At 67.4% G+C, this 21691-nt stretch carries 26 protein-coding genes; 8 read left to right on the top strand and 18 right to left on the bottom strand.

All coding sequences use genetic code 11. From position 1 onward, the window contains the following. Positions 1-25 precede the first annotated feature (25 nt). From RCH22_RS03545 to RCH22_RS03535, 3 genes are all read right to left on the bottom strand, one after another. Entirely contained in the window at positions 26-382 is a 357-nt protein-coding gene (locus RCH22_RS03545; protein WP_327012871.1) for a YraN family protein, read from the bottom strand. 146 nt (positions 383-528) lie between these two features. After that, complete coding sequence (locus tag RCH22_RS03540) at positions 529-1221, bottom strand: SGNH/GDSL hydrolase family protein (RefSeq protein ID WP_327012870.1); 693 nt, start codon at positions 1219-1221, stop codon at positions 529-531. 76 nt (positions 1222-1297) lie between these two features. Beyond that, entirely contained in the window at positions 1298-2422 is a 1125-nt protein-coding gene (locus tag RCH22_RS03535; RefSeq protein ID WP_327012869.1) for a dipeptidase, read from the bottom strand. A gap of 92 nt (positions 2423-2514) precedes the next feature. Between RCH22_RS03535 and RCH22_RS03530 the strand changes: the two genes are divergently transcribed. Then, the gene (locus RCH22_RS03530) at positions 2515-2955 is read left to right on the top strand and encodes a nitroreductase family deazaflavin-dependent oxidoreductase (protein ID WP_327012868.1); all 441 of its coding nucleotides are present in this window, start codon (positions 2515-2517) and stop codon (positions 2953-2955) included. A gap of 13 nt (positions 2956-2968) precedes the next feature. Here RCH22_RS03530 and RCH22_RS03525 read toward each other — a convergent pair whose 3' ends face one another. From RCH22_RS03525 to rpsP, 10 genes are all read right to left on the bottom strand, one after another. After that, positions 2969-3292 carry a DUF2469 family protein gene (locus RCH22_RS03525; protein WP_134447605.1) on the bottom strand — a complete coding sequence of 108 codons (324 nt, stop codon included), beginning with the start codon at positions 3290-3292 and terminating at the stop codon, positions 2969-2971. A gap of 12 nt (positions 3293-3304) precedes the next feature. Next, entirely contained in the window at positions 3305-3949 is a 645-nt protein-coding gene (locus RCH22_RS03520; protein WP_327012867.1) for a ribonuclease HII, read from the bottom strand. Beyond that, on the bottom strand, positions 3950-4699 hold the full coding sequence (lepB, locus tag RCH22_RS03515) for a signal peptidase I (RefSeq protein WP_327012866.1): 750 nt from the start codon (positions 4697-4699) through the stop codon (positions 3950-3952). It abuts the gene before it with no gap. Positions 4700-4785: 86 nt separating this feature from the next. Beyond that, a complete protein-coding gene (gene rplS / locus RCH22_RS03510; RefSeq protein WP_327012865.1) occupies positions 4786-5130 on the bottom strand; it encodes a 50S ribosomal protein L19 in 345 nt (114 codons plus the stop codon). 185 nt (positions 5131-5315) lie between these two features. Then, positions 5316-5831, bottom strand: a complete 516-nt coding sequence (locus RCH22_RS03505) for an MFS transporter (RefSeq protein WP_327012864.1) — start codon at positions 5829-5831, stop codon at positions 5316-5318. Between the two features lie 9 nt (positions 5832-5840). After that, positions 5841-6641 (bottom strand): tRNA (guanosine(37)-N1)-methyltransferase TrmD, encoded by an 801-nt coding sequence (gene trmD / locus RCH22_RS03500; RefSeq protein ID WP_327012863.1) that lies wholly within the window; start codon positions 6639-6641, stop codon positions 5841-5843. Between the two features lie 9 nt (positions 6642-6650). Then, entirely contained in the window at positions 6651-7520 is an 870-nt protein-coding gene (locus tag RCH22_RS03495) for a formate/nitrite transporter family protein (protein WP_327012862.1), read from the bottom strand. Between the two features lie 92 nt (positions 7521-7612). After that, positions 7613-8287, bottom strand: coding sequence for a ribosome maturation factor RimM (gene rimM, locus RCH22_RS03490; protein ID WP_327012861.1), 675 nt, complete (start codon positions 8285-8287; stop codon positions 7613-7615). Positions 8288-8303: 16 nt separating this feature from the next. Next, entirely contained in the window at positions 8304-8540 is a 237-nt protein-coding gene (locus RCH22_RS03485; RefSeq protein ID WP_134447589.1) for an RNA-binding protein, read from the bottom strand. 2 nt (positions 8541-8542) lie between these two features. Continuing rightward, on the bottom strand, positions 8543-8962 hold the full coding sequence (gene rpsP / locus RCH22_RS03480) for a 30S ribosomal protein S16 (protein WP_134447587.1): 420 nt from the start codon (positions 8960-8962) through the stop codon (positions 8543-8545). A 280-nt stretch (positions 8963-9242) separates the two neighbouring features. Between rpsP and RCH22_RS03475 the strand changes: the two genes are divergently transcribed. Beyond that, complete coding sequence (locus RCH22_RS03475) at positions 9243-10382, top strand: glutamate--cysteine ligase (RefSeq protein WP_327012860.1); 1140 nt, start codon at positions 9243-9245, stop codon at positions 10380-10382. Here the strand turns inward: RCH22_RS03475 and RCH22_RS03470 are convergent. Both RCH22_RS03470 and ffh read right to left on the bottom strand, forming a co-directional pair. Continuing rightward, positions 10379-11170 carry an LLM class F420-dependent oxidoreductase gene (locus RCH22_RS03470; RefSeq protein ID WP_327012859.1) on the bottom strand — a complete coding sequence of 264 codons (792 nt, stop codon included), beginning with the start codon at positions 11168-11170 and terminating at the stop codon, positions 10379-10381. The genes RCH22_RS03475 and RCH22_RS03470 overlap by 4 nt on opposite strands. A gap of 165 nt (positions 11171-11335) precedes the next feature. Then, positions 11336-12928: a signal recognition particle protein gene (gene ffh, locus RCH22_RS03465; protein WP_327012858.1), complete on the bottom strand. Its 1593-nt coding sequence runs from the start codon at positions 12926-12928 to the stop codon at positions 11336-11338. 115 nt (positions 12929-13043) lie between these two features. Between ffh and RCH22_RS03460 the strand changes: the two genes are divergently transcribed. Next, positions 13044-13355, top strand: coding sequence for a putative quinol monooxygenase (locus RCH22_RS03460; RefSeq protein ID WP_327012857.1), 312 nt, complete (start codon positions 13044-13046; stop codon positions 13353-13355). A gap of 37 nt (positions 13356-13392) precedes the next feature. Here RCH22_RS03460 and RCH22_RS03455 read toward each other — a convergent pair whose 3' ends face one another. Beyond that, positions 13393-13896, bottom strand: a complete 504-nt coding sequence (locus RCH22_RS03455) for a DUF2004 domain-containing protein (protein WP_134447581.1) — start codon at positions 13894-13896, stop codon at positions 13393-13395. Between the two features lie 7 nt (positions 13897-13903). Next, complete coding sequence (gene ftsY / locus RCH22_RS03450) at positions 13904-14779, bottom strand: signal recognition particle-docking protein FtsY (protein WP_327012856.1); 876 nt, start codon at positions 14777-14779, stop codon at positions 13904-13906. A gap of 146 nt (positions 14780-14925) precedes the next feature. Here ftsY and RCH22_RS03445 point away from each other — a divergent pair, with 146 nt between their 5' ends. The 4 genes from RCH22_RS03445 to RCH22_RS03430 all read left to right on the top strand — a co-directional run bounded on the left by RCH22_RS03445 (position 14926) and on the right by RCH22_RS03430 (position 18996). Beyond that, the gene (locus tag RCH22_RS03445; RefSeq protein ID WP_327012855.1) at positions 14926-15654 is read left to right on the top strand and encodes an FAD-dependent oxidoreductase; all 729 of its coding nucleotides are present in this window, start codon (positions 14926-14928) and stop codon (positions 15652-15654) included. After that, on the top strand, positions 15630-16376 hold the full coding sequence (locus tag RCH22_RS03440) for a hypothetical protein (protein ID WP_327012854.1): 747 nt from the start codon (positions 15630-15632) through the stop codon (positions 16374-16376). The genes RCH22_RS03445 and RCH22_RS03440 overlap by 25 nt, the downstream gene beginning before the upstream one ends. A gap of 193 nt (positions 16377-16569) precedes the next feature. After that, a complete protein-coding gene (locus RCH22_RS03435) occupies positions 16570-18108 on the top strand; it encodes a DUF222 domain-containing protein (RefSeq protein WP_327012853.1) in 1539 nt (512 codons plus the stop codon). A 141-nt stretch (positions 18109-18249) separates the two neighbouring features. Then, positions 18250-18996, top strand: a complete 747-nt coding sequence (locus RCH22_RS03430; protein ID WP_327012852.1) for a CbiX/SirB N-terminal domain-containing protein — start codon at positions 18250-18252, stop codon at positions 18994-18996. Between the two features lie 182 nt (positions 18997-19178). Here the strand turns inward: RCH22_RS03430 and RCH22_RS03425 are convergent, their stop codons facing one another. Then, positions 19179-19733 carry a dihydrofolate reductase family protein gene (locus RCH22_RS03425; RefSeq protein WP_327012851.1) on the bottom strand — a complete coding sequence of 185 codons (555 nt, stop codon included), beginning with the start codon at positions 19731-19733 and terminating at the stop codon, positions 19179-19181. A 248-nt stretch (positions 19734-19981) separates the two neighbouring features. Here RCH22_RS03425 and RCH22_RS03420 point away from each other — a divergent pair, with 248 nt between their 5' ends. After that, the gene (locus RCH22_RS03420; RefSeq protein WP_327012850.1) at positions 19982-21691 is read left to right on the top strand and encodes a nitrite/sulfite reductase; all 1710 of its coding nucleotides are present in this window, start codon (positions 19982-19984) and stop codon (positions 21689-21691) included.

Below are 21691 nucleotides of genomic sequence, written 5' to 3'. Positions count from 1 at the left end.
GAACACGCTCACGAGAACACGCTCACTAGAACACTCCGGGCAGGTGTTCGATCACCGGAACGGCGCCGGGGGCGAGGATCACCGCGATCGCGTCGATCCTGATTCGCTCCGGCCAGGCATCCGCCTGCTCGCACCACGCCGCCGCAAGCCGGCGAAGCCGGGCGAGCTTGACGACGGTGATCGCCTCGAACGGATGCCCGAAACCGATCCCCGAGCGCGTCTTCACCTCGACGAAGGCGACTTCGCCGTCCTGCTCGACAATGACGTCGATTTCGCCCTGCTCGCACCGCCAGTTGCGGGCGAGGAGCGTGTACCCGGCGTTGGTGAGAAACCGCGCCGCGTGCTCCTCACCGAGCCTGCCCAGATCATCTTTGCGTGCCACGAGTGCCTCCCACGGACAGGATGCCGGGGGTGGGCGACCATCCGAGGTGCCGTCGTCGACCGGTGGACAGCCGGCCGACGTCGACGCCTGGTGAGGAGAGTCGGGAATTCGACCTCGGAAAGTAGTGCACCGTCGAGGCGTGACTCCTAGATGCCGAGGCTCCTGAGTGCCTCGTCCATGCGATCGGCGAGCACCCGATACCCCTCATCGTTCGGGTGCAGGCCGTCGCCGGCCTTCCATTCCGGGTGGCCGTCGAGCCAGTGCGAGGCGCCAGGAATATAGTCGGCGTCGATCGCCGCCGCGCCCGCGCTCACCCAGTCGATGACCTGCTGAACCGAGCCGGGTCGATCGTCGGTGTACCAGAACGGCTCGACCACGATGACGCGTGCGACCGGCAGCGCCTCACTGATTCTGGTGAAGTCGGCCGTGATGGCGGAACGGATGCGGTCGGCGCGAGCGGGCATCGAGAAGTTGTCGTTGAGACCCATCGTCACGATCACGATGTCGGGGCGGGCGGCGATGACCTGGTCGACGAGGTCCTCGGACACGTCGGACCGATGGTTCACAAAACCGAGACCGTTCACGCTCGGGTTCACCTCGGTCCAGCCGTGCTCGACGGAGAGGAGCGTCGACCACCGATGTTCAGGGCTCGAAGCCCCGGTCCCGAGCGTGTACGAGTCCCCATAGAACGCCACGACGGGACCACCACCCGGAGACCCCGCCGTAGTCGCCGGAATCGGCTCGGCCGGTACCGCACGTCCGACCGAACCGATCACGGCGACGAGTCCAACGACGACGGCCACGGACCCCACCCAGATGACCATGACAGTTCGGGTCATTCGTCGGGGTGCACTCGCACCAGTCATTCGGAGCGGGATCCGTTCTGGTTTGCCCGGCAGTGCGGGAAAGGACCGATCACGACACCAGCAGCGGCGTGCCGTTCCCCGCTGCCGCGAACGCGGCATCCGTCGCCCGGAGCACGCGCAGTACGTTCGCCCCGGCGAGGGCAGCGAGCTCGACGGCGGTCCAGCCCCTGGCGGCAAGCTCGGTCAGGAGCGCCGGGTAGCCGTCGACGCCCTCGAGACCGACCGGGAATTCGTCGGTGCCGTCGAAGTCGCCGCCGAGCCCGATGTGCCGGATGCCCGCGACCCGGCGGGCGTGCTCGATGTGGGCGATAACCTCGTCGAGGGTCACCGTCGGCGCGGGGCCGTCCCTGGGTCCGTCGAACCAGGCGGCGAAGTCCGGGGAGAGGAACTGCGGCACGAAGGTGAGCATGAGCACGCCGTCGTTGTCACGCAGGCGCTCGAGGACGTCGTCCGATACGTTCCGTGGGTGGTCCGTGACGGCAGCGCACGAACTGTGGCTGAAGATCACCGGTGCGGTCGTGACGGAAAGTGCTGCGTGCGCGGTCGCCGGCGCGACGTGGGACAGGTCGACGAGCATGCCGAGCCGGTTCATTTCCCGCACGTACTCGAAACCGCGCTCGGTGAGGCCGCCGTGCACGGGCTCGTCGGTGCCCGAGTCCGCCCAGGTCGTGTTGTGCACGTGCGTGAGCGTGAGGTAGCGCACCCCGAGCCGCGCGAACATCCGCAGAACGGCCGGGGAATCGTTGAGGCTGTGCGCGCCCTCCGCGCCGAGGAGCGACGCGATCCGGCCGTTCGACCTGGCCGACTCGACGTCGGCGGCACTGCGGGCGATCTGGAAGTCGCCCGGATAGCGGGCCGCGAGGCGGTAGACCCAATCGATCTGCTCGAGGGTGCCCTGAACCGCGTCGGCACCGAGCGATTCGTCGCTCACATAGACCGACCAGAACTGCGCGCCCACCCGGCCGGCGCGGAGGCGTTCGATGTCGGTGTCGGTCGTCAGCCCCCGTTCCAGTCCCTCCACGGAGTATGCGCGGTTCTCCCGGCATTCCCAGGCCCAGTCGTTGTGGCCGTCGACGAGGGGTGCGAGCTCGAGGGCGTTGTCGACGACCGCGCCAACAGGGTTCGTCGTGGCGGTCGTGGCGGCGTCGTTCTCGGCAGCGGATGCGGGGGGCATGGTCCAACGCTAGTGCCGCGATTCCCCGCGCGGGAACCCGGGTTCCCGCCTGCACCGGCACCGGCACCAATGCAGGTTACTAGGCTGGACCCATGGGACTACGCGACAGGTTGGTCGACCTCGGCATGAAGACGATGAGCCTTATGCACCGGGCCGTGCTCAAGGCATCCGGTGGACGCTTGCTCGCCTCGTTCGGGCCGATCCCTGTCGTCGAACTGCACACGATCGGCCGTTCGACGGGCAAGCGCCGCACGACCATGCTCACGGCCCCGATCCACGACCGGAACCGCTTCGTGCTGATCGCCTCGAAGGGCGGCAGCGACCGGCACCCGCAGTGGTACCTCAACCTGGTCGCGAACCCCGACGTCGAACTCACCGTGCACGGCACGACGAAGAAGCTGCGGGCACGCACGGCCGACGCAGCGGAGAAGGCGGAACTCTGGCCGCAGATCGTCGCAGCATACAAGGGGTACGCAGGCTACCAGCAGAAAACCAGTCGGGACATCCCGGTCGTGGTCTGCGAGCCCCGCTAGAACGACCCGCCGGCTACTCGTCGAGCGCGAGTTCCTTGGGCAGTTCAAATTCCTTCGAGGCGAGTTCCTCGACGTTGACGTCCTTGAACGTCAGCACGCGCACGGACTTCACGAAACGGTCGGACCGGTACACGTCCCAGACCCAGACGTCCTTCATGTTCAGTTCGAAGTAGAAGTCGTGCTCGGTGTCCCGGCGCACGAGCTCGACCTCATTGGCAAGGTAGAAGCGCCGTTCCGTCTCGACGACGTACTGGAACTGCCCGACGACATCCCGATATTCGCGGTACAGGGCCAACTCGACCTCGCGGTCGTAGTCTTCGAACTCTTCTTCTTCCATGGTGAGACAATCCTACGCTGAGATGGTCAGCCACGATTTGCGATGGAGCCCTGTCGGCCCGAGGCGCCCGATCGCAGCCATGTGTTCCGCACTGCCGTAGCCCTTGTTGCCCGACCACCCGTAACCGGGAGTGACCGCATCCGCAGCGATCATCAGCTGGTCGCGGTGCACCTTCGCGATCACGGATGCCGCGGACACGGACGCACAGTCCTGGTCCGCCCGCACCCGGGTCACCACGGAGAGCGGCGTCGCGAGGACCTTATTGAGGTAGTCGTCGTTGCCGTCGAGCAGCACGACGCTCCCCCTGACGTCCACGCCGGCGGCGAACAGTTCGGCGAGGGCCCGTTTGCCCGCGAGCCCGAGGGCGGCGATGATGCCGATCTCGTCCACCTCCCGCGCGGAGGCGAGTCCGACCGCGGAGTGCAGCACCCAGGCGACCGCGAGCGGTGCGAGGGCCTCACGGCGAGGCTCGCTGAGCATCTTCGAGTCGCGGAGACCGACCGGCATCGTGCCGTGCGTCCCGTCGATCGCGGCGACGCCGACCCCGACCGGTCCGGCGAGGGCACCACGTCCGACCTCGTCGCAGCCGATCACGCAGCTCGCGCCTTCGGCGAGCAGGCCGAGCTCGACCTCGAGGGTCGGATCGCAGACGGCCATCTACTTCGTCTCCGGGGAGACCCCTCGAAAGACTTCCGGGTAGTCGTCGAGCCACGTCCAGCGAGACAGCGGCCAGCTGATCACGAGGGCGCGGCCGACGACGTTGTCGATCGGCACGAAACCCTTGCCCGGGGTGTCCCCGTTGTACCGGGAGTCCTTGGAGTTGTACCGGTTGTCGCCCATCACCCAGAGCGAGTTCTCCGGTACGACGACGTCGAAGTTGTCCTTGGACACGGCGCTCGCCCCGGCAGGGAGGTTCACATACGGCTCGGAGAGGGGCACGTCGTTGACGCTCAGCTGGCCGAGGGCGTTGCAGCAGCTCACGTGGTCGCCGGGCAGACCGATGACTCGCTTGATCAGGTGGTCGTTGCTGTCCGGCGCGGAGAGGCCGACGACGGAAAGGAGCCAGTCAAGGCCGGCGGCGACGGGGTTCTGCTGCACGGCAGCCTGCGGGAGGAGCCAGCCGCCGGGATCGCGGAACACGACGACGTCACCGCGCTGGATGGGCATGAGCTTCGGTTCCAGCTCGTTCACGATGATGCGGTCGTTGACCAGGAGGGTGTTCTCCATCGACCCCGAGGGGATGTAGAACGACCGGACGAGGAAGGTCTTGATCAGGAACGAGATGAGCAGCGCCACCACAAAAATGATCAAGAGATCGCGAAAGAAGATCACAACGCCACGCTTGCCGCGCTGTGGTGCTTCTGATGCCAGGCGATCCGATCGCGTGGGCAGAGAATTGTCTGTCATTAAACCGCCTGAGCTCCTGACCCAGTGTACGGGTCAGGAGCTCAGGGAGAAACGCAGCCGGGGCTGGGAATCGGGTGTGACGAGTCTTAGTCGCGCTTTTCCTTGATCTTGGCCTTCTTGCCACGCAGGTTGCGCAGGTAGTACAGCTTCGCTCGACGCACGTCTCCGCGGGTGACGACCTCAATGTGGTCGATAACCGGGGAGTGCACCGGGAAGGTACGCTCGACGCCGACCTGGAAGCTGACCTTGCGAACGCAGAACGTTTCGCGGACGCCTTCACCGGAACGGCCGATGACGACACCCTGGAAGACCTGCACGCGCGAGCGTGCGCCTTCAACGATGTTGACGTGAACCTTGACGGTATCGCCGGCGCGGAACGCCGGGATGTCGTTCCGGAGTGATGGGGCATCCACCTGGTCGAGAATATGCATATTTGTTCGCTCTCTGTATCCGCCACAGGACGAAGACGGCTGAGGTCGCCCGCACACACAGGTGCTGGGCGACGACTGATGAGGTTAAGACCGTGCCGAACGGTGCAGCTCCCCTGTGGCAGAGGCATGCTACGGCACAATCGCTGATTATGTCATGATCCGCGCCTCCGGCAAAACCGGACCGGCTAGGTGTCTTTCGGCTTCTCCCGCACGACGATGACCGACGGGTGTGGGGTGGGTTCGAAGCCGATGGGCGACGGATGCTCCCCCGCGGTCGGTCCGGACGGGGCGCCACCTCTTGCGGTCTCTTCGATCAGCACGATCATCGCCTGCATCCGGCTCCTGGCACTCGCGAAGAGCTCCCAGATGGCGAACCAGAAGGCCGCGAGCCCAACGAGCACGACCAGGAACGGCAGCCAGCTCGCACCCGCCGTGAAGCCGGAGGCCACGATCAGGGCGTGCCACAGAGTAAGCACGCCGACGTCACGCCAGGACACAGCCCGCTCCAACCGTACCTCGGTGCGGGCGAAGAAGATCAGGGCGACGGCCAGCAGGCCGAGGCCGAGCACGATGCCGCCGAAGAAGCTGCCGAGCACGGCCCATCCGCTCGACTTGAAGAGGGACGCGCCGATCAGAAGCCACGCCGGAAGCACGAGCACGGCAAGGAATTGCCAGCGATAGAAGACCCTGCGTAGGAACACGAAGCCAGACTACTCGCGGACGCCTGAGGCTGGCTCTGCGTTCGCTGGAGGCAGAAGGTCGGGCCGGACCCGCCTGGTGCGCTCGAGCTGCTGGTCGTGGCGCCACGTCGCGATGGCACCGTGGTTGCCGCTCAGGAGCACCGGGGGTACGTCGAGACCGCGCCAGCTGGACGGCTTGGTGTAGCTCGGATATTCGAGGAGTCCGTCCTCGTGGGACTCCTCGACGAGGCTCTCCGGGTTGCCGACCATGCCGGGGATGAGCCGGCCGACGGCCTCGATCATGGCCATCACCGCGACCTCTCCCCCGTTGAGCACATAGTCGCCGAGGCTGACCAGCCGCACGCGCCCGAGGGAGGCGAAGTGGTCGAAGACGCGTTGGTCGATGCCTTCGTAACGCCCGCAGCCGAAGACGAGTTGGGGTTCGGCGGCCAGTTCGCGGGCCATCTTCTGGGTGAAGAGGTCGCCGGCCGGGGACGGGAAGATCAGGAGCGGCCCTGCGTCGTTCGCCGTGGCATCCGCTGCCGGGTCGCCGCCAGCGTCGGTGGTCTCGTCGTTGGTCTCGTCGGTGGTCTCGTCGGTGGTCTCGTCGAGGATCGCGTCGAGAGCCTCGCCCCAGGGTTCCGGCTTCATCACCATGCCGGCGCCGCCGCCGTACGGGGTGTCGTCGACGGTGTTGTGCCGGTCGTGGGTGTGGTCGCGCAGGTTGTGCACGAGCACCTCGATGAGTCCGGACTGCCGGGCCTTGCCGAGCAGGGAGACGTCGAGGACCGAGAAGAACTCCGGGAAGATGGTGAGGATATCGATGCGCACGAAGAAAGCCTAGGCGTGGACGGGAACGGACTCGTCCGCGGTTTCGGCGTCGGTCGCGGTCGTAGCGCTCGCTTCCAGGTGGGCGGCACGGTTGACCCGGGTACGGTGCGAGAAGTACACCGGCAGGGCGGTGAAGAGGATCGCACCGAGCAGGTTGCCGACGAGAACGGGGATCTGGTTCCAGAGCAGCCACTGGCCGATACTGATCGGGGCGCCGAGCATCATGCCGGCGGGGATGACGAACATGTTCACGATCGCGTGCTCGAGTCCGAGGCTGAAGAAGATCGTGACCGGCAGCCACATCGCGAGGATCTTTCCTGCGGTGGACTTCGAGGTGTAGAACATGATCGTGCCGATCGCGACCATCCAGTTACAGAGCATCGCCTTGATGATCGCGACGACGATTCCGCCAGGGCCGACCGCTTCATACGGCAGAACCTTGTGCTCGGCGAGATGCACGATGGCCTGGACCATCGGGTCTGTGGTCACGGTGCCCATGTACGTGATCGAGACGACGTAGAGGAAGCCGAAGAGCACGGCGCCGAACAGGTGGGCGGCGATGACGACACCGAAATTGGTGAGGCCCTTTTTAATGGTCGTTCGGCCCTCGAGGACCGCGAGGGGGATCAGCGCGAAGCTTCCCGTGACGAGCTCGAGTCCGAGCAGCAGGATAATGGCGAATCCGACCGGGAACAGCACGGCGCCCACGATGGGAAGCCCGGTCTGGGCGGCCGCGGTCAAGGACACCGCCGTTGCCGCGCCCAGGATCGCCCCGGACAGGGTGCCGCGGATGATCATCTGCATAATGGTCAGGTTCGATTTAACGACACCCGAATGGATGATGTCATCGATGAGTTGGTCGGGCTGGACGTACGACACAGGCGGTTCTCCTTGCAAGGGCTGCCGCGTCGTGGGGAGTGGAGGAGCCAGCGGGCGCGGCGCGCCTTCCCCCGGGTTGATCCCGGTCGCGCCTATGCGCCGTTCTGGTCTGGTGTGTGCTCGGCGTCCGGCTCGGCACCGGCGTCGGATTCGTGCGGTGCGGCATCCGCTTCGAGCGGGGCTTCGGGCTCGTCGTCCGGCTCCTCGGGGAGCTCTTCGAGCAGCCCGGGCGGAGGGGTGATCGTGACAATTCCCGTCGCGATGTCGACGGAGGGAACGATTGCCTTCACGAAGGGCACCATGACGTCACCGGTCGCGGTCTTGACGATCAGGAGGTCCTGGGCCGGAAGGTGTTCGAGACGGCCGATGGTACCGATCTGCACCCCGTCTCGCACGACCTTGAGGCCGACGAGCTGGTAGTCGTACCAGGCGTCTTCTTCGTCGGATTCTTCGTCGTCGTCCTGGTCGATCCACAGGATGGCCTTGGCGAGTGCCTCAGCCGCTTCCCGGTCGGGGACGTCCTTGAAGAAGCCGACGGCGTGCTGGTTGTACCAGCGGAGCTCGACGAGCTCGATCTTCTTACCGTGCCACGGGGACCCGGTGGGAACCTGGAGCGTGAACACGGCGCCCGGGACGAAACGTCGCCCCGGGTCATCCGTGAACAGTTCGAGCTTGATGGCGCCCTTGAGGCCGTGGGCCTTTGTCAGGCGACCAACCCGCAGCTGGGCTCGGGGCGACTGGGCTCTGGGTACCAGAGTGTCGTTCACGAGGCTCACCGCCGGCTCAGAAATCGGTGTCGACGACGTCGACCCGCACGCGCTTGCCATCGGCCAGGGCAGCCACAAGGGTGCGCAGGGCCTTTGCGGTACGTCCGGAACGACCGATGACGCGGCCGAGGTCCTCGGGGTTCACGCGAACCTCGAGCACCTCGCCACGCGGTGAGTTCTGGGCAGCAACGTGCACATCGTCCGGGTGGTCAACGATTCCCTTGACGAGGTGCTCAAGCGCGGGTGCGAGCAAAATTACGCCTTGTCCTCTTCTGTTGCGTCAGCGGCTTCGGCGACGGGCGCCTCTTCCTTGACAACGGGCTTCTCAGCCTTGGGCTTGAGAACCGGCTTCTTCTTCTCGTCGGCGACGAAAGCGACCTTGGCCTCTTTGATCTTGACGGTGCTGACGGCGTTCTTGTCACCCTTGAACTTGCCCCAGTCGCCGGTCAGCTTGAGGAGAGCCTCAACCTGCTCGGTGGGCAGGGCGCCGACGCCGAGCCAGTACAGTGCACGCTCGGACTTGATCTCGATGACCGAGGGCTCCTGCGTGGGGTGGTAGATGCCGATTTCTTCAATGACGCGACCGTCGCGCTTGGTGCGCGAGTCGGCCACAACGATGCGGTAGTACGGCGCACGAATCTTGCCCATGCGCTTCAGACGGATTTTGACAGCCACAATTCTCCTGTGTATTTGATTTTTGGCGAACTGAGGGCCGTGAGCGTGGGGGCACACTCGGCACAAGCTCAAGATGGTTTTTTCCTGCGTCAGAGTAGAGGGTCGGGCGCAGGAGAACTCGACTAATCATTCTGTCAGATGTCGGCCCCAATGTGATAATCGACCGGGCACCGAGTGTCCGCCGAAAGCGGATTCCGCGTTCGTGCGGGAGGCCGCCTGCAATCGGTGTCAGGATTATGACCAGCACCCAGCCGGGTGCCACGCGACCAAAGGACCGCACGTGGGAATCGAATTCGCCCGATCCGCGCGATCGACGATCGGCATCGAATGGGAGATCGCGCTCGTCGACCGATCGACCGGTGACCTCGTCTGCATCGCCGACGAGGTGCTCGAGGCCCTGCGCGGCCCCGACGGGTCGCCGCACCCGCACATCACCGGAGAGCTGCTGCTCAACACCGTCGAGCTCGTCTCCGGTGTTCACACGACCGTGGCGGGCGCCGTTGCGGATGTCTACGGCCAGGTCGACGAAGTCAGGGCGATCACTGACCCACGGGGCGTCGACCTCATCTGCAGCGGCTCGCATCCGTTCGGCCAGTGGTTCGACCAGGAGGTCACGAACAAGGAGCGGTACCACAAACTCATCGACCGCACCCAGTGGTGGGGCCGGAACATGATGATCTGGGGCATCCACGTGCACGTCGGCATCGAGGACCGCGAGAAGGTCATCCCGATCCTGAACGGCCTGCTCGGCTATCTCCCGCACCTGCAGGCGCTCTCGGCGTCGAGTCCGTTCTGGGCGGGCGTCGAGACCGGTTATGCGTCGAATCGCGCGCAGATGTTCCAGCAGCTGCCGACTGCTGGTCTGCCGTGGATTCTCGAGGACTGGGCGAGCTGGGAACGGTATGTCGAGGATATGACCCGCACCGGCATCATCGACGACATGACCGAGGTGCGCTGGGACATCCGCCCGTCTGCCCGCTGGGGCACCATCGAGATTCGCGCCTGCGACGGCGTGTCGACGGCCACGGAACTCGGTGCGATCGCCGCGCTCATCCAATGCCTCGTCGAGTGGATGTCCACCGAGCTCGACGCCGGACGCCCGGTTCCGAGCATGCAGCCGTGGTTCGTGCGCGAGAACAAGTGGCGTGCGTCGCGATATGGGCTCGATGCGGAGATCATCCTCGACTCGAGCGGCGCCGAACGACTCGTGACCGACGACGTGCGCCGGCTGATCGGCGTGCTCTCCCCCACCGCGGAACGCCTCGGTTGCCTCACCGAACTGCTGCAGCTGAACGGCATCCTGGATGCCGGCGCGAGCTACCAGCGCCAGCTGCGCGTCGCCGCGGCGAACGGCGGCAGCCTGCCCGCCGTCGTGGCAGCGCTCAGCGCGGAACTCCGCGGCGGCGCCCTGCCCGTTTAGTCGGCGTTCTTATCGTCGCGCCAGGCCAGCCAGTCCGTCAGCGGGGCGAGGTCATACGCCGGGCCGGAGAGCCCGATCGTGAACAGGCGGGCCCCGAGCGCATAGAGCTCGTCGGCCTCGTCGACCGTGCGGCCGCGCAGCTCCGTGGACACCTCGATCTCGGCCGGGTCGCGCCCGACCGTCGCGCACCAGTCGGTGAGGACGCCGAGCTTGTGCTCGAGTACCTCGGGGCTCGAGAAGGAGTGCCAGATGTCGGCGTGCTTGGCGACGATGCGCAGGGTCTTCTTCTCCCCACCTCCGCCGATCAGCACCGGGATCTTCCGGGTGGGCGGCGGGTTGAGCTTGTTCCAGCGCGCCTCGATGCGTGGGAGGTTCTCCGCGAGGGCGTCGAGCCGGGTACCGACGGTGCCGAACTCGTAGCCGTACTCGTCGTAGTCGCGCTCGAACCAGCCGGAGCCGGTGCCGAAGATGAAGCGGCCGCCGCTGATGTGGTCGATCGTGCGGGCCATGTCGGCCTGCAGGTCGGGGTTGCGGTAGCTGTTGCAGTTGACGAGGGCGCCGATCTCGATCCGGGAGGTCTGCTCAGCCCACGCGGCGAGGATGGTCCAGGATTCGAAGTGCAGCCCGTCCGGGTCACCGGAAAGCGGGAAGAAGTGGTCCCAGTTGAAGGCCACGTCGGTGCCGAGCGCTTCAACCTCTGCGACCGTGTCGCGGATCTTCGTGTACTCGGCATGCTGGGGCGCCACCTGCGCACCGATGCGGACGGGACCGGGCTTCGTGAGTGTCATGCGCCCAGCCTAAACGTGCGCGGTGCGCACCGACTGCGCCGCTCCGCGCCAGTTGTCCCCGGTCGCGCGCCAACTGCGCCGATCCGCGCCCGGCATGCCTGGCGCGGATCGGCGCAAAGGGTGCGCGGAAGCCGTCTGTTCGCCCACCGGCAACCGTGGTGGGTCCTACCGGCCGAGCATCTTCTGCAGAGCGGCCATTTCCGCGTCGGTGGGACCGCCGGGCTTGCCGGCGACTGCCGGTGTGCGGCCGCCGAGGCCGAAGCCGGTGCCGCCGCCGATCGGTGCCGCAGCGCCGGCGCCCGCCGGCTTCTCACCGGATGCGATCGCGAGGTTCTCCGCGGCACGCTTGGCCGGGTTGCCCGACTTCGAGCCCTTCTTCTTCGCCTGCTGCGGCTTGCCGCGCCCACCGCCCAGTCCGGGCATCGGCCCCATGCCGGGGATGTTCGGCATTCCGCCGCGGGCGACGGTCTTCATCATCTTCGCGGCCTGCTCGAAGCGCTGCACGAGCTGGTTCACCTCGGTCACGCTCGAGCCGGACCCGCGCGCGATCCGCAGCCGACGCGATCCGTTCAGGAGTTTCGGGGTGGTGCGCTCAGCCTTGGTCATCGACTGGATGATGGCCTCTGTGCGCACGATCTCGCGCTCGTCGAAGTTCTCGAGCTGCTGCTTCATGGCCCCCGCGCCCGGGAGCATGCTCATCATCTTCTTGATCGAGCCCATGTTGCGCAGCTGCTGCATCTGGCCGAGGAAGTCGTCAAGGGTGAAGGTGTCGGTCTGGAACTTCTCGGCGAGCTTGCGCGCCTCGTCCTCGTCAAAGGCGCCCTGGGCCTGTTCGATCAGGGTGAGGATGTCACCGAGGTCGAGGATCCGGCTCGCCATCCGGTCGGGGTGGAAGGGCTCGAAGTCGTCGAGGCTCTCACCCGTCGACGCGAACATGATCGCGCGTCCCGTCATCGAGGCGACCGAGAGGGCAGCGCCACCACGGGCGTCACCATCGAGCTTGGTCAGCACGACGCCGGTGAAGTCGACGCCGTCCTGGAACGCCTTCGCGGTTGCGACGGCGTCCTGGCCGATCATCGCGTCGATCACGAAGAGGACTTCGTCGGGGTCGATGGCCCTGCGGATGTCCGCGGCCTGCTTCATCATCTCGGCGTCGACGCCGAGCCGGCCGGCCGTGTCGACGATGACGACGTCGTGGAGCTTCTGCTGTGCGAACTTCACGCCGTCGCGGGCGACCGTGACGGGATTGCCGACGCCATTGCCCGGTTCTGGTGCATACACGGGCACGCCGGCCTGCTGCCCGACGACCTGGAGCTGGGTGACGGCATTCGGACGCTGGAGGTCGGCGGCGACGAGGATCGGGGTGTGCCCGTCCTTGGCGAGCCACTTCGCCAGCTTGCCGGCGAGGGTCGTCTTGCCCGCGCCCTGGAGGCCGGCGAGCATGATGATGGTCGGCGGCTTCTTCGCGAACTCGAGGCGGCGCTGCTGGCCGCCGAGGATGCGGATGAGTTCCTCGTTGACGATCTGCACGACCTGCTGGGCCGGGTTGAGCGCCTTGCTGACCTCGTCGCCGAGGGCGCGCTCGCGCACCTGCGCGGTGAAGTCCTTGACGACGTCGAGGGCGACGTCGGCGTCGAGGAGGGCGCGACGGATCTCGCGCACGGTGCCGTCGACATCCGCCGCACTGAGCTTGCCCTTGGTGCGGAGATTCTTGAACGTCTCGGCCAGGCGATCTGAGAGGTTTCCAAAAGTAGCCATTGTGGTTCTACTTTAACCGGCTCCGGGGGCGAACGATGCGCCCCGGGCCGATTGCCGACCGGCGAGCGTACGGTGGAGACTTCGCTGCAACCCCTCGCCACCTCAAGGAGCACCCGTGTCCGTAGTCGTCGTCGCCACCATCACCCCGCTGGACGGGCACCTTGAAGACGTGGTGAATGCCTTCGCGCTCATCTCACCGAAGGTGCACGCCGAACCGGGCAACGAGCTCTACGCCCTGCACCGTGACGCCGACACGGTCATCATGATCGAGCGCTGGACCAGCCCGGAAGACCTCGCGGCCCACGCGCAGGGCGCAGCGATCACCGAGCTGAACGCCGCCGTCGCCGCCCACGTCGCGGGCCCGTCCGACGTGCGCGTGCTTCGGAACGTTCCCCTCGGAGACCCGGACAAGGGCACGATCCAGTAGCGACGACGCGCTCCGCCGGAACGGATCGCCGGAGAACTCAGCTGTCGAGAGAGATCACGATCGTGTCGCCGTGCACGTCGAGCGTCACGACGATCAGGGCGTCGGTCTCGGTGGGGCTGATCGAATAGTCGAGCACCGCGAAGTGCTCGTCGTTCTTGATGTGGTGCGGGTGGAAGCCGATCCGCTGCAGCTGGATGGAGCGGAGGAAGTCGATCTGTTTGTCGCCGGAGTCCCAGATCAGGGCGTCGTCGATGACCTCCTCATCGAGTTCCTCGAGGCACTGGTTGATGTAGAGCGCGGTGACGGACCCCTCGGCGCTCAGTTCGGCGACGAGCGATTCGCGGGCCTGCGAGTCGAGGTCTTCGAGGGAATTGATCATGAACGCTGCGATGTCGAGCGCCTCGACGGAAACCGAGGACTCATCGGGCGAGCTGAGGTCGATCTCGATGTCCTGGTCGCCCAGTTCCGCCGAATCCGACCAGTAGATCTCGCCTTCGTCGTCGCTGCCGAGGATTCCGAAGAAATCGTGTTCGATGGTCATGGTCGTCCTATCCGACGAGTTTTTGCGCGAAGACGTGCGGGGTGAATCCGGTGAGGTCGTTGATGCCCTCGCCCTGGCCGACGAGCTTGATCGGAATACCGGTCTTCTCCTGCACCGCGAGCACGAACCCGCCCTTGGCGGACCCGTCCAGCTTCGTGAGCACAAGCCCGGTGACCCCGGCGTGCTCGATGAAAGCCTCGGCCTGGGCCAGCCCGTTCTGCCCGGTCGTCGCATCGAGCACGAGCAGCACCTCGGAGATCGGCGTCTGCTTCTCGATGACGCGACGGATCTTGGTCAGCTCGTCCATCAGGCCGCCCTTGGTCTGCAGGCGGCCGGCGGTGTCGATGATCACGATCTCGGTGCCGGTCGCGATCGCGCGCTCCACGGTCTGAAACGCGACGGATGCCGGGTCCTGGCCCTGGGCCTGCGGCTTCACGATCTCGGCGCCCGCCCGTTCGGCCCAGGTGGCGAGCTGCTCGACAGCGGCGGCCCGGAACGTGTCCGCCGCCCCGATCAGCACGCTGCGGTCATAGACGCGCAGGAATTTGGCGAACTTGCCGATCGTGGTCGTTTTGCCGACGCCGTTCACCCCGACGACGAGCACGACGGCGGGGCGCGCGCTGAGGTTGAGGGTCGAGTCGAGCCGGGAGAGGCGTTCCTCGAGGCCTTCGCGCAGCATCCGATGCAGGTCAGCCGGATCGGTCGTGTGGTACCTGGCGACCTTGGCGCGCAGGTCCGCGACGATGTCCTCGGTGATCTGAGGGCCGAAGTCGGCCTGGATGAGTGCGTCCTCGAGGTCGTCCCAGGTGTCGGCGTCGATCGTCTTCTTCGCGAACATGCCGCGCAATGCGCCGGAGAGTGACCACGGGGTGCGTTCTGCCATGTCTCTACCCTAAGCGCGGGACCCCGCCTCCGGGCGCGAGCGTGCCATCGACACCGGGTCGGCCGCGGGTTCAGTCGCGGGGCTGGCTGCGAGGCGGGATAGGCCGAGACTCGGCCGTGTACGCGTTTCCGACTCGTTGTGGAGGAATGATGACACCCGATTCTCCGTCAGACCGCGCGCTCACCGACCTCGCGGAGGCCATGGACGGCAGGCTCGTCCGTGCATTCGACGATGACTGGGACAGTGCCCGCGCTCCGTGGAACCTCGCGACCGACCAACGGCCCGTCGCCGTCGCATACCCGGCCGGGCCGGAGGACCTGCGGCGGATCCTCGCCGCCGCCCGCGCCGACGGGCACCGGGTGGTGGTGCAGCCGCGCGGACACGGCCCGAGCGGCGACCTCGCCGGATGCATCCTCATCCGCACGAGCGCATTCGACGAGATCGTGATCGACCAGCGACGACGCGTGGCCAGGGTCGGCTCCGGCGTGTCCTGGGGTGCCCTGCTGAGCCGCCTCGATGGTTCCGGGCTCGTGGCGCTCGCCGGGTCGAATCCCGATGTGAGCGTCGCAGGTCACGTCCTCGGGGGCGGCCACTCCTGGTTCAGCCGCTGGCTCGGGATCGCGGCCCGCAGCATCCGTGCGGTCGAACTCGTCGATGCAGGCGGCGAGCCGCGCCGGATCACCGCGGACAGCGATCCGGAGCTCCTGTGGGCGCTGCGCGGCGGCGGCGGGCTGTTCGGCATCGTCACCACGCTCGAGATCGACCTGTATGCGGCTCCCGACCTCTTCGGCGGAACGATCGTCTTCCCGCGTCCGCCGCAGGGACCGTCTTCGGGAGCATCGCGGCGATCATGGCGGATGCCCCGCCCGAGTTGAGTGTCTTCTTCGGCCTGGCCAACCTGCCCGACATCGAACAGGTGCCCCAGCCGCTCCGCGGGCAGACGATCGCGAGCGCCGAGGTGGTCTTCGTGGGAACCGCTGAGGACGCCGCGCCCCTTCTCGCGCCGCTGCTCGAAAGCGCACCGGTACTCGCCGACGAGACCCGGCCGTTCACGATCGGTCACCTCGCCGAGGTCGCGGCCGAACCGACCGAACCGGCCGCCACAATCAAGTGGACGGCCGCGATCACGTCCTTCGCCGGTGGAGACGAAGCGGGCCTCGGCGCTCTCGCGCGGGCCTTCCAGGAGGCCACTCCGGCGGGCCTGACCGTTCTCGCCCTCCGTGCCCTCGGCGTTGCCATCGCCGAGCAGGGGGCGGATGCGGCGGCGGTCGCCGGCCGCCTCGACGCACGTTTCCTGGCCTTCGCCGGTTCGTTCCTCGGATCAACGGCCCGCCGACCCGGAGGCCGTGTTCGGGCCGCTCCACCCGGCGCTCGAGGGGAGGACCCTCGGCCTGACGCTCCCGACCTTCCTCACCGCCGGCCAGGATCTGACATTCAGTTTCCCGCCGGATTCGCTCGAGCGCCTCATGGAGGTCAAGGACCGGCTCGATCCCGACGGGATCTTCACGAGCAACCGGCCACTCGGCCGCGTGAACACCGCGGGTTCCGACACGGACTGAGTCGCCGGAGTTCCGTGCCGGCGATGCCAAAGGAATAAGGAATACCGTTCAGTTGAGCAGCTTGCTCAGGCGGCGTCGGGCGCGGCTCTGGGACCGGCAGGAGGAGTGAACCGGGCGCTCAAGGGGAACCGAATCTGGCGGACACTCCTCAGCAGATACCTGATCAACGAGAGTTTCCACAGACCTGAGCCATGCTCAAAGAATGTCGGTGGTCGGTCGTAATGTGGGGGCATGACCAACCTCCCAGAGTCGCCCGTTTCACTCGATCAGCCGCCTGGCGGTGCGTCTCCCAGCGCGTCCGTCACCGTTCTGGTGCCGGATGCTGTCGCGGCCTTAGGAAGGTCATCAGCTGACTACGACGCGCTCAGCGACGGGCAGGTTCTCGCCGGGCAAGCGTTGATCGCGGATTCCCGGCGGGCGCTGGAGACGTGTGCAGCGTGGATGGCGGCGACCCTCGCCCGCCGTTCCCGGCCCGAACTCGGCGGGAAGGGGCTGGCGGCCCGGAAGGGGTTCCGCACCCCGGAAGACCTGATGCAGAGCGTGTCCGGGTCGAGCAAGGGCGATGCTGTCAAGCTCCTCGGGGTGGGCCGGCTGCTGGCCGAGACCGACGCCGCCGAGAAGGCCGCCCGGGAAGCTGCCGAGGCGCAGAAGCTGCTCGACGCGACTCCGCACCTTGACGGGCAGGGCGGGCAGGGCAGAAACGACGGGCGGGCGGGACCCGATGGGCGCGACGGGACCTGCGGGCAGCCGCCCCTCGACGGGACAGCCCCGCACCTGCGGCTGGTGCCGCCGGCTGCGGTGCCGCCGTGGCACGCACCGATCGGCCTGGCCCTCCGGGAGGGCTGGCTCAGTGTCGAGAAGGCGGACTCACTCCGCAAAGGCCTCGGCGACCTGGACCGGGCGATCACCGCGGAGAAACTCGCGTCCACCCTCCCCCGGCTCCTGACGGAGGCGCGAACCGTGAACGCTGACCAGTTGTTCAAGCGGGCCCGCCGGGTGCGGGACGTGCTCGATGAGGCCGGCATCGCCGCCCGGGAGAAAGCCGTCTACGACGACCGGTCCCTCTGGCTCTACCGGCTCTCCACCGGGCAGGTCCGCATGGTCGGCCTGTTCGCCCCGGAAGACGGCGAGTACCTGATCAGCACCTACGACGCCATCACAAGTCCGAGGCTGGGCGGGGTCCGCTTCGTGGACAAGGTCCAGGCGGCATGGGCGAAGCGGGTGCAGGACGACCCGCGCAGCACCGAGCAGCTCACCGCCGACGGATTCCTTGCCTTGATCAAACTCGGCGTGAAGGCCGACCCGAAACGCAGCGCCGGCGGCCGAAGCCCCGCCGTCCGCATGGTCACGATCCGCCCCACCGGTACGGCACCCACCGCCCCGGCTCCCACCGCCCCGGCACCCACCGCTACTGCACCCAGCGACGCCCCGCCGGCCGATGACGAGGCAGGCCTCGACGCCGAGGCGGGCCCCGGAACGGAGGCGCACACTCTCCTGCCGGGCGTGATCGAAGGGACCGCGGTCACCGTCTCCACCGAAACCCTCGAACGCACCCTCTGCAACGCCGGGCTCCTCGACGTCACCTTCGACGACCACGGCAGTGGTGTCGACCTCGGCCGGGAACAACGCACTTTCAGCCCCGCCCAACGCATCGCCCTCGCTCTCCGCGACGGCGGCGGTATGTGGCCCGGCTGCGACCGACCGCCCTCCTGGACCGAAACCCACCACATCCAACACTGGAAAGACCCGCTTCTGCGGGACACTGACTGACCCGAGCACAGGGTCGGAGGACCGTCGGTGGCCCCTACCGCCCGAATACCGTCCAATCATCAACAGGACGGTGCTCGCAACTGAACACCTTCGGATCTAATCAGGCAGGCGCGCTCGCACGCGCCCGTGCAGAATAGAGGGGTGACGCCCTCTACCACTCCCGCCCTCGTCGGCATCGCCCACGGCACCTCGTCCGCGGCCGGGCAGGCGGCCGTCGCCGGGCTCATGGCCGCCGTGACCGTGGCGGAACCCGAGCTGCTGACCGCCCTCGGCTACGTCGACGTCCAGCAGCCAGACGCCCCCTCAACTCTGGCCGCACTCCCCGCCGGTGTGCCGGCCGTCGTGGTCCCGCTGCTGCTCTCTGCCGGGTACCACGTGTACGTCGATCTGACCGATGCCGTTGCCGGCGAGACCGGGGCATCCGGGCGTTCGGTCACCCTGACCGAGGCGCTCGGACCCGACGACCGGCTCATCGAACTCCTCCGCGAGCGACTCGACGAGGTCGCACTCGACGCCCGCGATTCCCTCGTGATCGCGGTCGCGGGCTCAAGCGACGCCCGCGCGGTCGCCGCGTGCCGCGTCGTCGCCGAGCGGCTGTCCCTCGCCGCAGGACGCCACGTCGCCCTCGGCTTCCTGTCCGCCGCGCGCCCACGCCTCGCGTGCGCCATCACGATCGAGCGGATCCTGCGGCCCGGCAGTCGGGTCGTGGTGAGCAGTTACCTGCTGGCCCCTGGCTTCTTCCAACGGCTGGTCGAGAAGGCAGGAGCGGATGTCGTCACGGCGCCCCTGCTCCTGCCCACAGAACCGGCGAGCCCGCTTCTCGTCTCCCTCGTCACCGACCGCTATCGCAACGCACTCACCACCACCACCGCCGCCGCCGCCGACTGACCGTCTGCACTGAAGGGGACGCACTGGGTCGGCGAGCGCGCGGGATGGAGACCCCGCGCCGGGGACAGTCGTTCGCCGCCGCGCCGGGTTCTGCAGGCGGCGCCCGCCGTTTAGGGTGCGGCCTGCGGAAACAGGCGCGGCGGTCAGCGGCGCGGAACAGCAGCGGCGCCGGCGAGACGCGGCTAACGGCGCAAGCGATAGGTGAGGGTCGCGAACTGGCCCTGGGCCGTCGCACTCACGAGCTCGAGGCGGTCGGACTCCACCCTCCTGGGCAGCAGCGGGGCCCCACCGGGCAGGGCGACCGGCGCCACCGAGAGGATGATCGTGTCGAGGGCGTCGGCATCGAGGAACTGGCCGGCAAGGTCGCCCCCACCGACCACCCACACGTCTTTCTCCCCCGCAGCGGCGAGAATCGCCGGCAGGGCCGCAGCGACGTTCCCGCGCACAAAACGCACGTCGGCCCCGTCCGGCGTCGGCAGGTCGCGCGAGGTGAAGACGAACGTCGGCCGGTCGCCGTAGAACTCCCGCCACTTGTGCGGATTGGCGAGCAGCTCCTCCTCACGCAGCACCCATTCGTACGTCGTGGAGCCCTCCACGACAACGCCGATGCCGGCGAGAAAAAGGTCCTGGTCTTCGAGTCCCGCCGTGTCGACCGCGAAGAGCCAGCTCAGCGAATTCGACTCGTCCGTGATGAAGCCCGTGAACGAGGTCGCCGTGTTGTAGATCACCTGGGTCATGGGGCGAGACTATGCCAAACCTCCGACAGCGGACAGGGACCAGAACAGGACAGGGGCCGTCACGGCAACGACCGACACTATAGGAGCGGATACCGCCCGACGCATCCGTGTGACGCTCTGCTACGGTGCGTGACTGGTCGTTACGACACACACGAGTGATACCACCTCATTCTCGATAGATTCTTCCAACGCACCCCGGCTCACGCTGCACTATTGTTCACGCTTCGCCGGCGCCGAAGGAGGATCCCGTGTCACCGAACCAGACCGAAGCGGCCACGCCGGCCAGACCCCACCGCCAGGCCGCCCGTCCCAACGGCCAGTGGAAGGTGGACGGAACCGCCCCCCTCAATGGCAACGAAGTCTGGAAGCAGGAGGACGGCGGCCTGAGCGTCCGCGAGCGGGTCGAGAACATCTACTCGAAGCAGGGATTCGATTCGATCGAGGGGACCGACCTGCACGGCCGGATGCGCTGGTGGGGACTCTACACGCAGCGGAAGCCCGGTATCGATGGCGGCAAGACCGCGACCCTCGAGCCGCACGAGCTCGAAGACAAGTACTTCATGTTGCGGGTGCGCATCGACGGCGGCCAGCTCACGACCACCCAGCTCCGGGTCATCGGCGAGATCTCCCATGAATTCGGCCGCGACTCCGCCGACCTCACCGACCGGCAGAACATCCAGCTGCACTGGATCCGGATCGAGGACGTCCCCGAGATCTGGAGCCGCCTCGAAGCGGTCGGGCTGCAGACCACGGAGGCCTGCGGCGACGTGCCGCGCGTCATCCTGGGCTCCCCCGTCGCCGGCATCGCCGCGGACGAACTGATCGACCCGAGCGGGCTGATCACCGACATCACCGCACGCTATATCGGCGACGAGAGCCTCGCGAACCTGCCGCGGAAGTTCAAGACGGCCATCACCGGAAGTCCCAGCCAGGACGTCGTGCACGAGATCAACGACATCTCCTACGTCGCGGTCGAGCACCCCGAACTCGGCGTCGGCTTCGACCTCTGGGTCGGCGGGGGCCTCTCCACCGCCCCACGCCTCGCCGAACGGCTCGGCGTCTTCATCACTCCCGACCGCGTCGCCGAGGTCTGGCACGGCGTCGCGAGCCTGTTCCGCGACTACGGCTACCGGCGCCTGCGCAACAAGGCCCGCCTCAAGTTCCTGCTCGCCGATTGGGGACCCGAGAAGTTCCGCCGGATCCTCGAGGACGAGTTCCTCGATTCATCGCTGCCCGACGGCCCGGCCGCCCCGCCGCCCACCCGCGCAGGCGACCACGTCGGCGTGCACAAGCAGACTGACGGCCGCTACTACATCGGTGTCACCCCGTTCGTCGGCCGCGTCTCCGGCCCGACCCTGCTGAGCCTCGCCGACCTGCTCGAGGCGAACGGCTCGACCAGGTTGCGCACGACCCCGCACCAGAAGCTCGTGCTCCTCGACATCCCGGAGGAGAACGTCGAATCCCTGATCGTGGCCCTCGACGAGATCGGCCTCGCAGCGCGCCCGAGCCTGTTCCGCCGGTCGACGATCGCCTGCACGGGCATCGAGTATTGCAAGCTCGCTATCGTCGAGACCAAGAAGTCGGCGACGGATGCCGTGCTCGAGCTCGAGAAGCGGCTCGCGTCCATCGACGTCCCCCAGCCGATCAGCCTGCACGTCAATGGCTGCCCGAACTCCTGTGCCCGAATCCAAACGGCGGACATCGGGCTCAAGGGCCAGCTCCTCCCCGATGGGAACGGCGGCCAGGTCCCCGGCTTCCAGGTGCACCTCGGCGGCGGCCTCGCGTCGTACGACCGCGAGGAGGCCGGCCTCGGCCGCACAGTCCGCGGCCTCAAGGTGACCGCTGACGACATCGCCGACTACGTCGAACGCATTGTGCTCCGCTTCCTCGCCGACCGCGCCGAGACCGAGACCTTTGCCGTCTGGGCACACCGAGCCGACGAAGAGGCCCTGCAGTGA

The sequence above is a fragment of the Cryobacterium sp. GrIS_2_6 genome (assembly GCF_035984545.1).
In the GTDB taxonomy this organism is placed as follows: domain Bacteria; phylum Actinomycetota; class Actinomycetes; order Actinomycetales; family Microbacteriaceae; genus Cryobacterium.
Note: the sequence above shows the minus strand (reverse complement) of the source record. Positions and strands in the feature narration are given on the sequence as shown.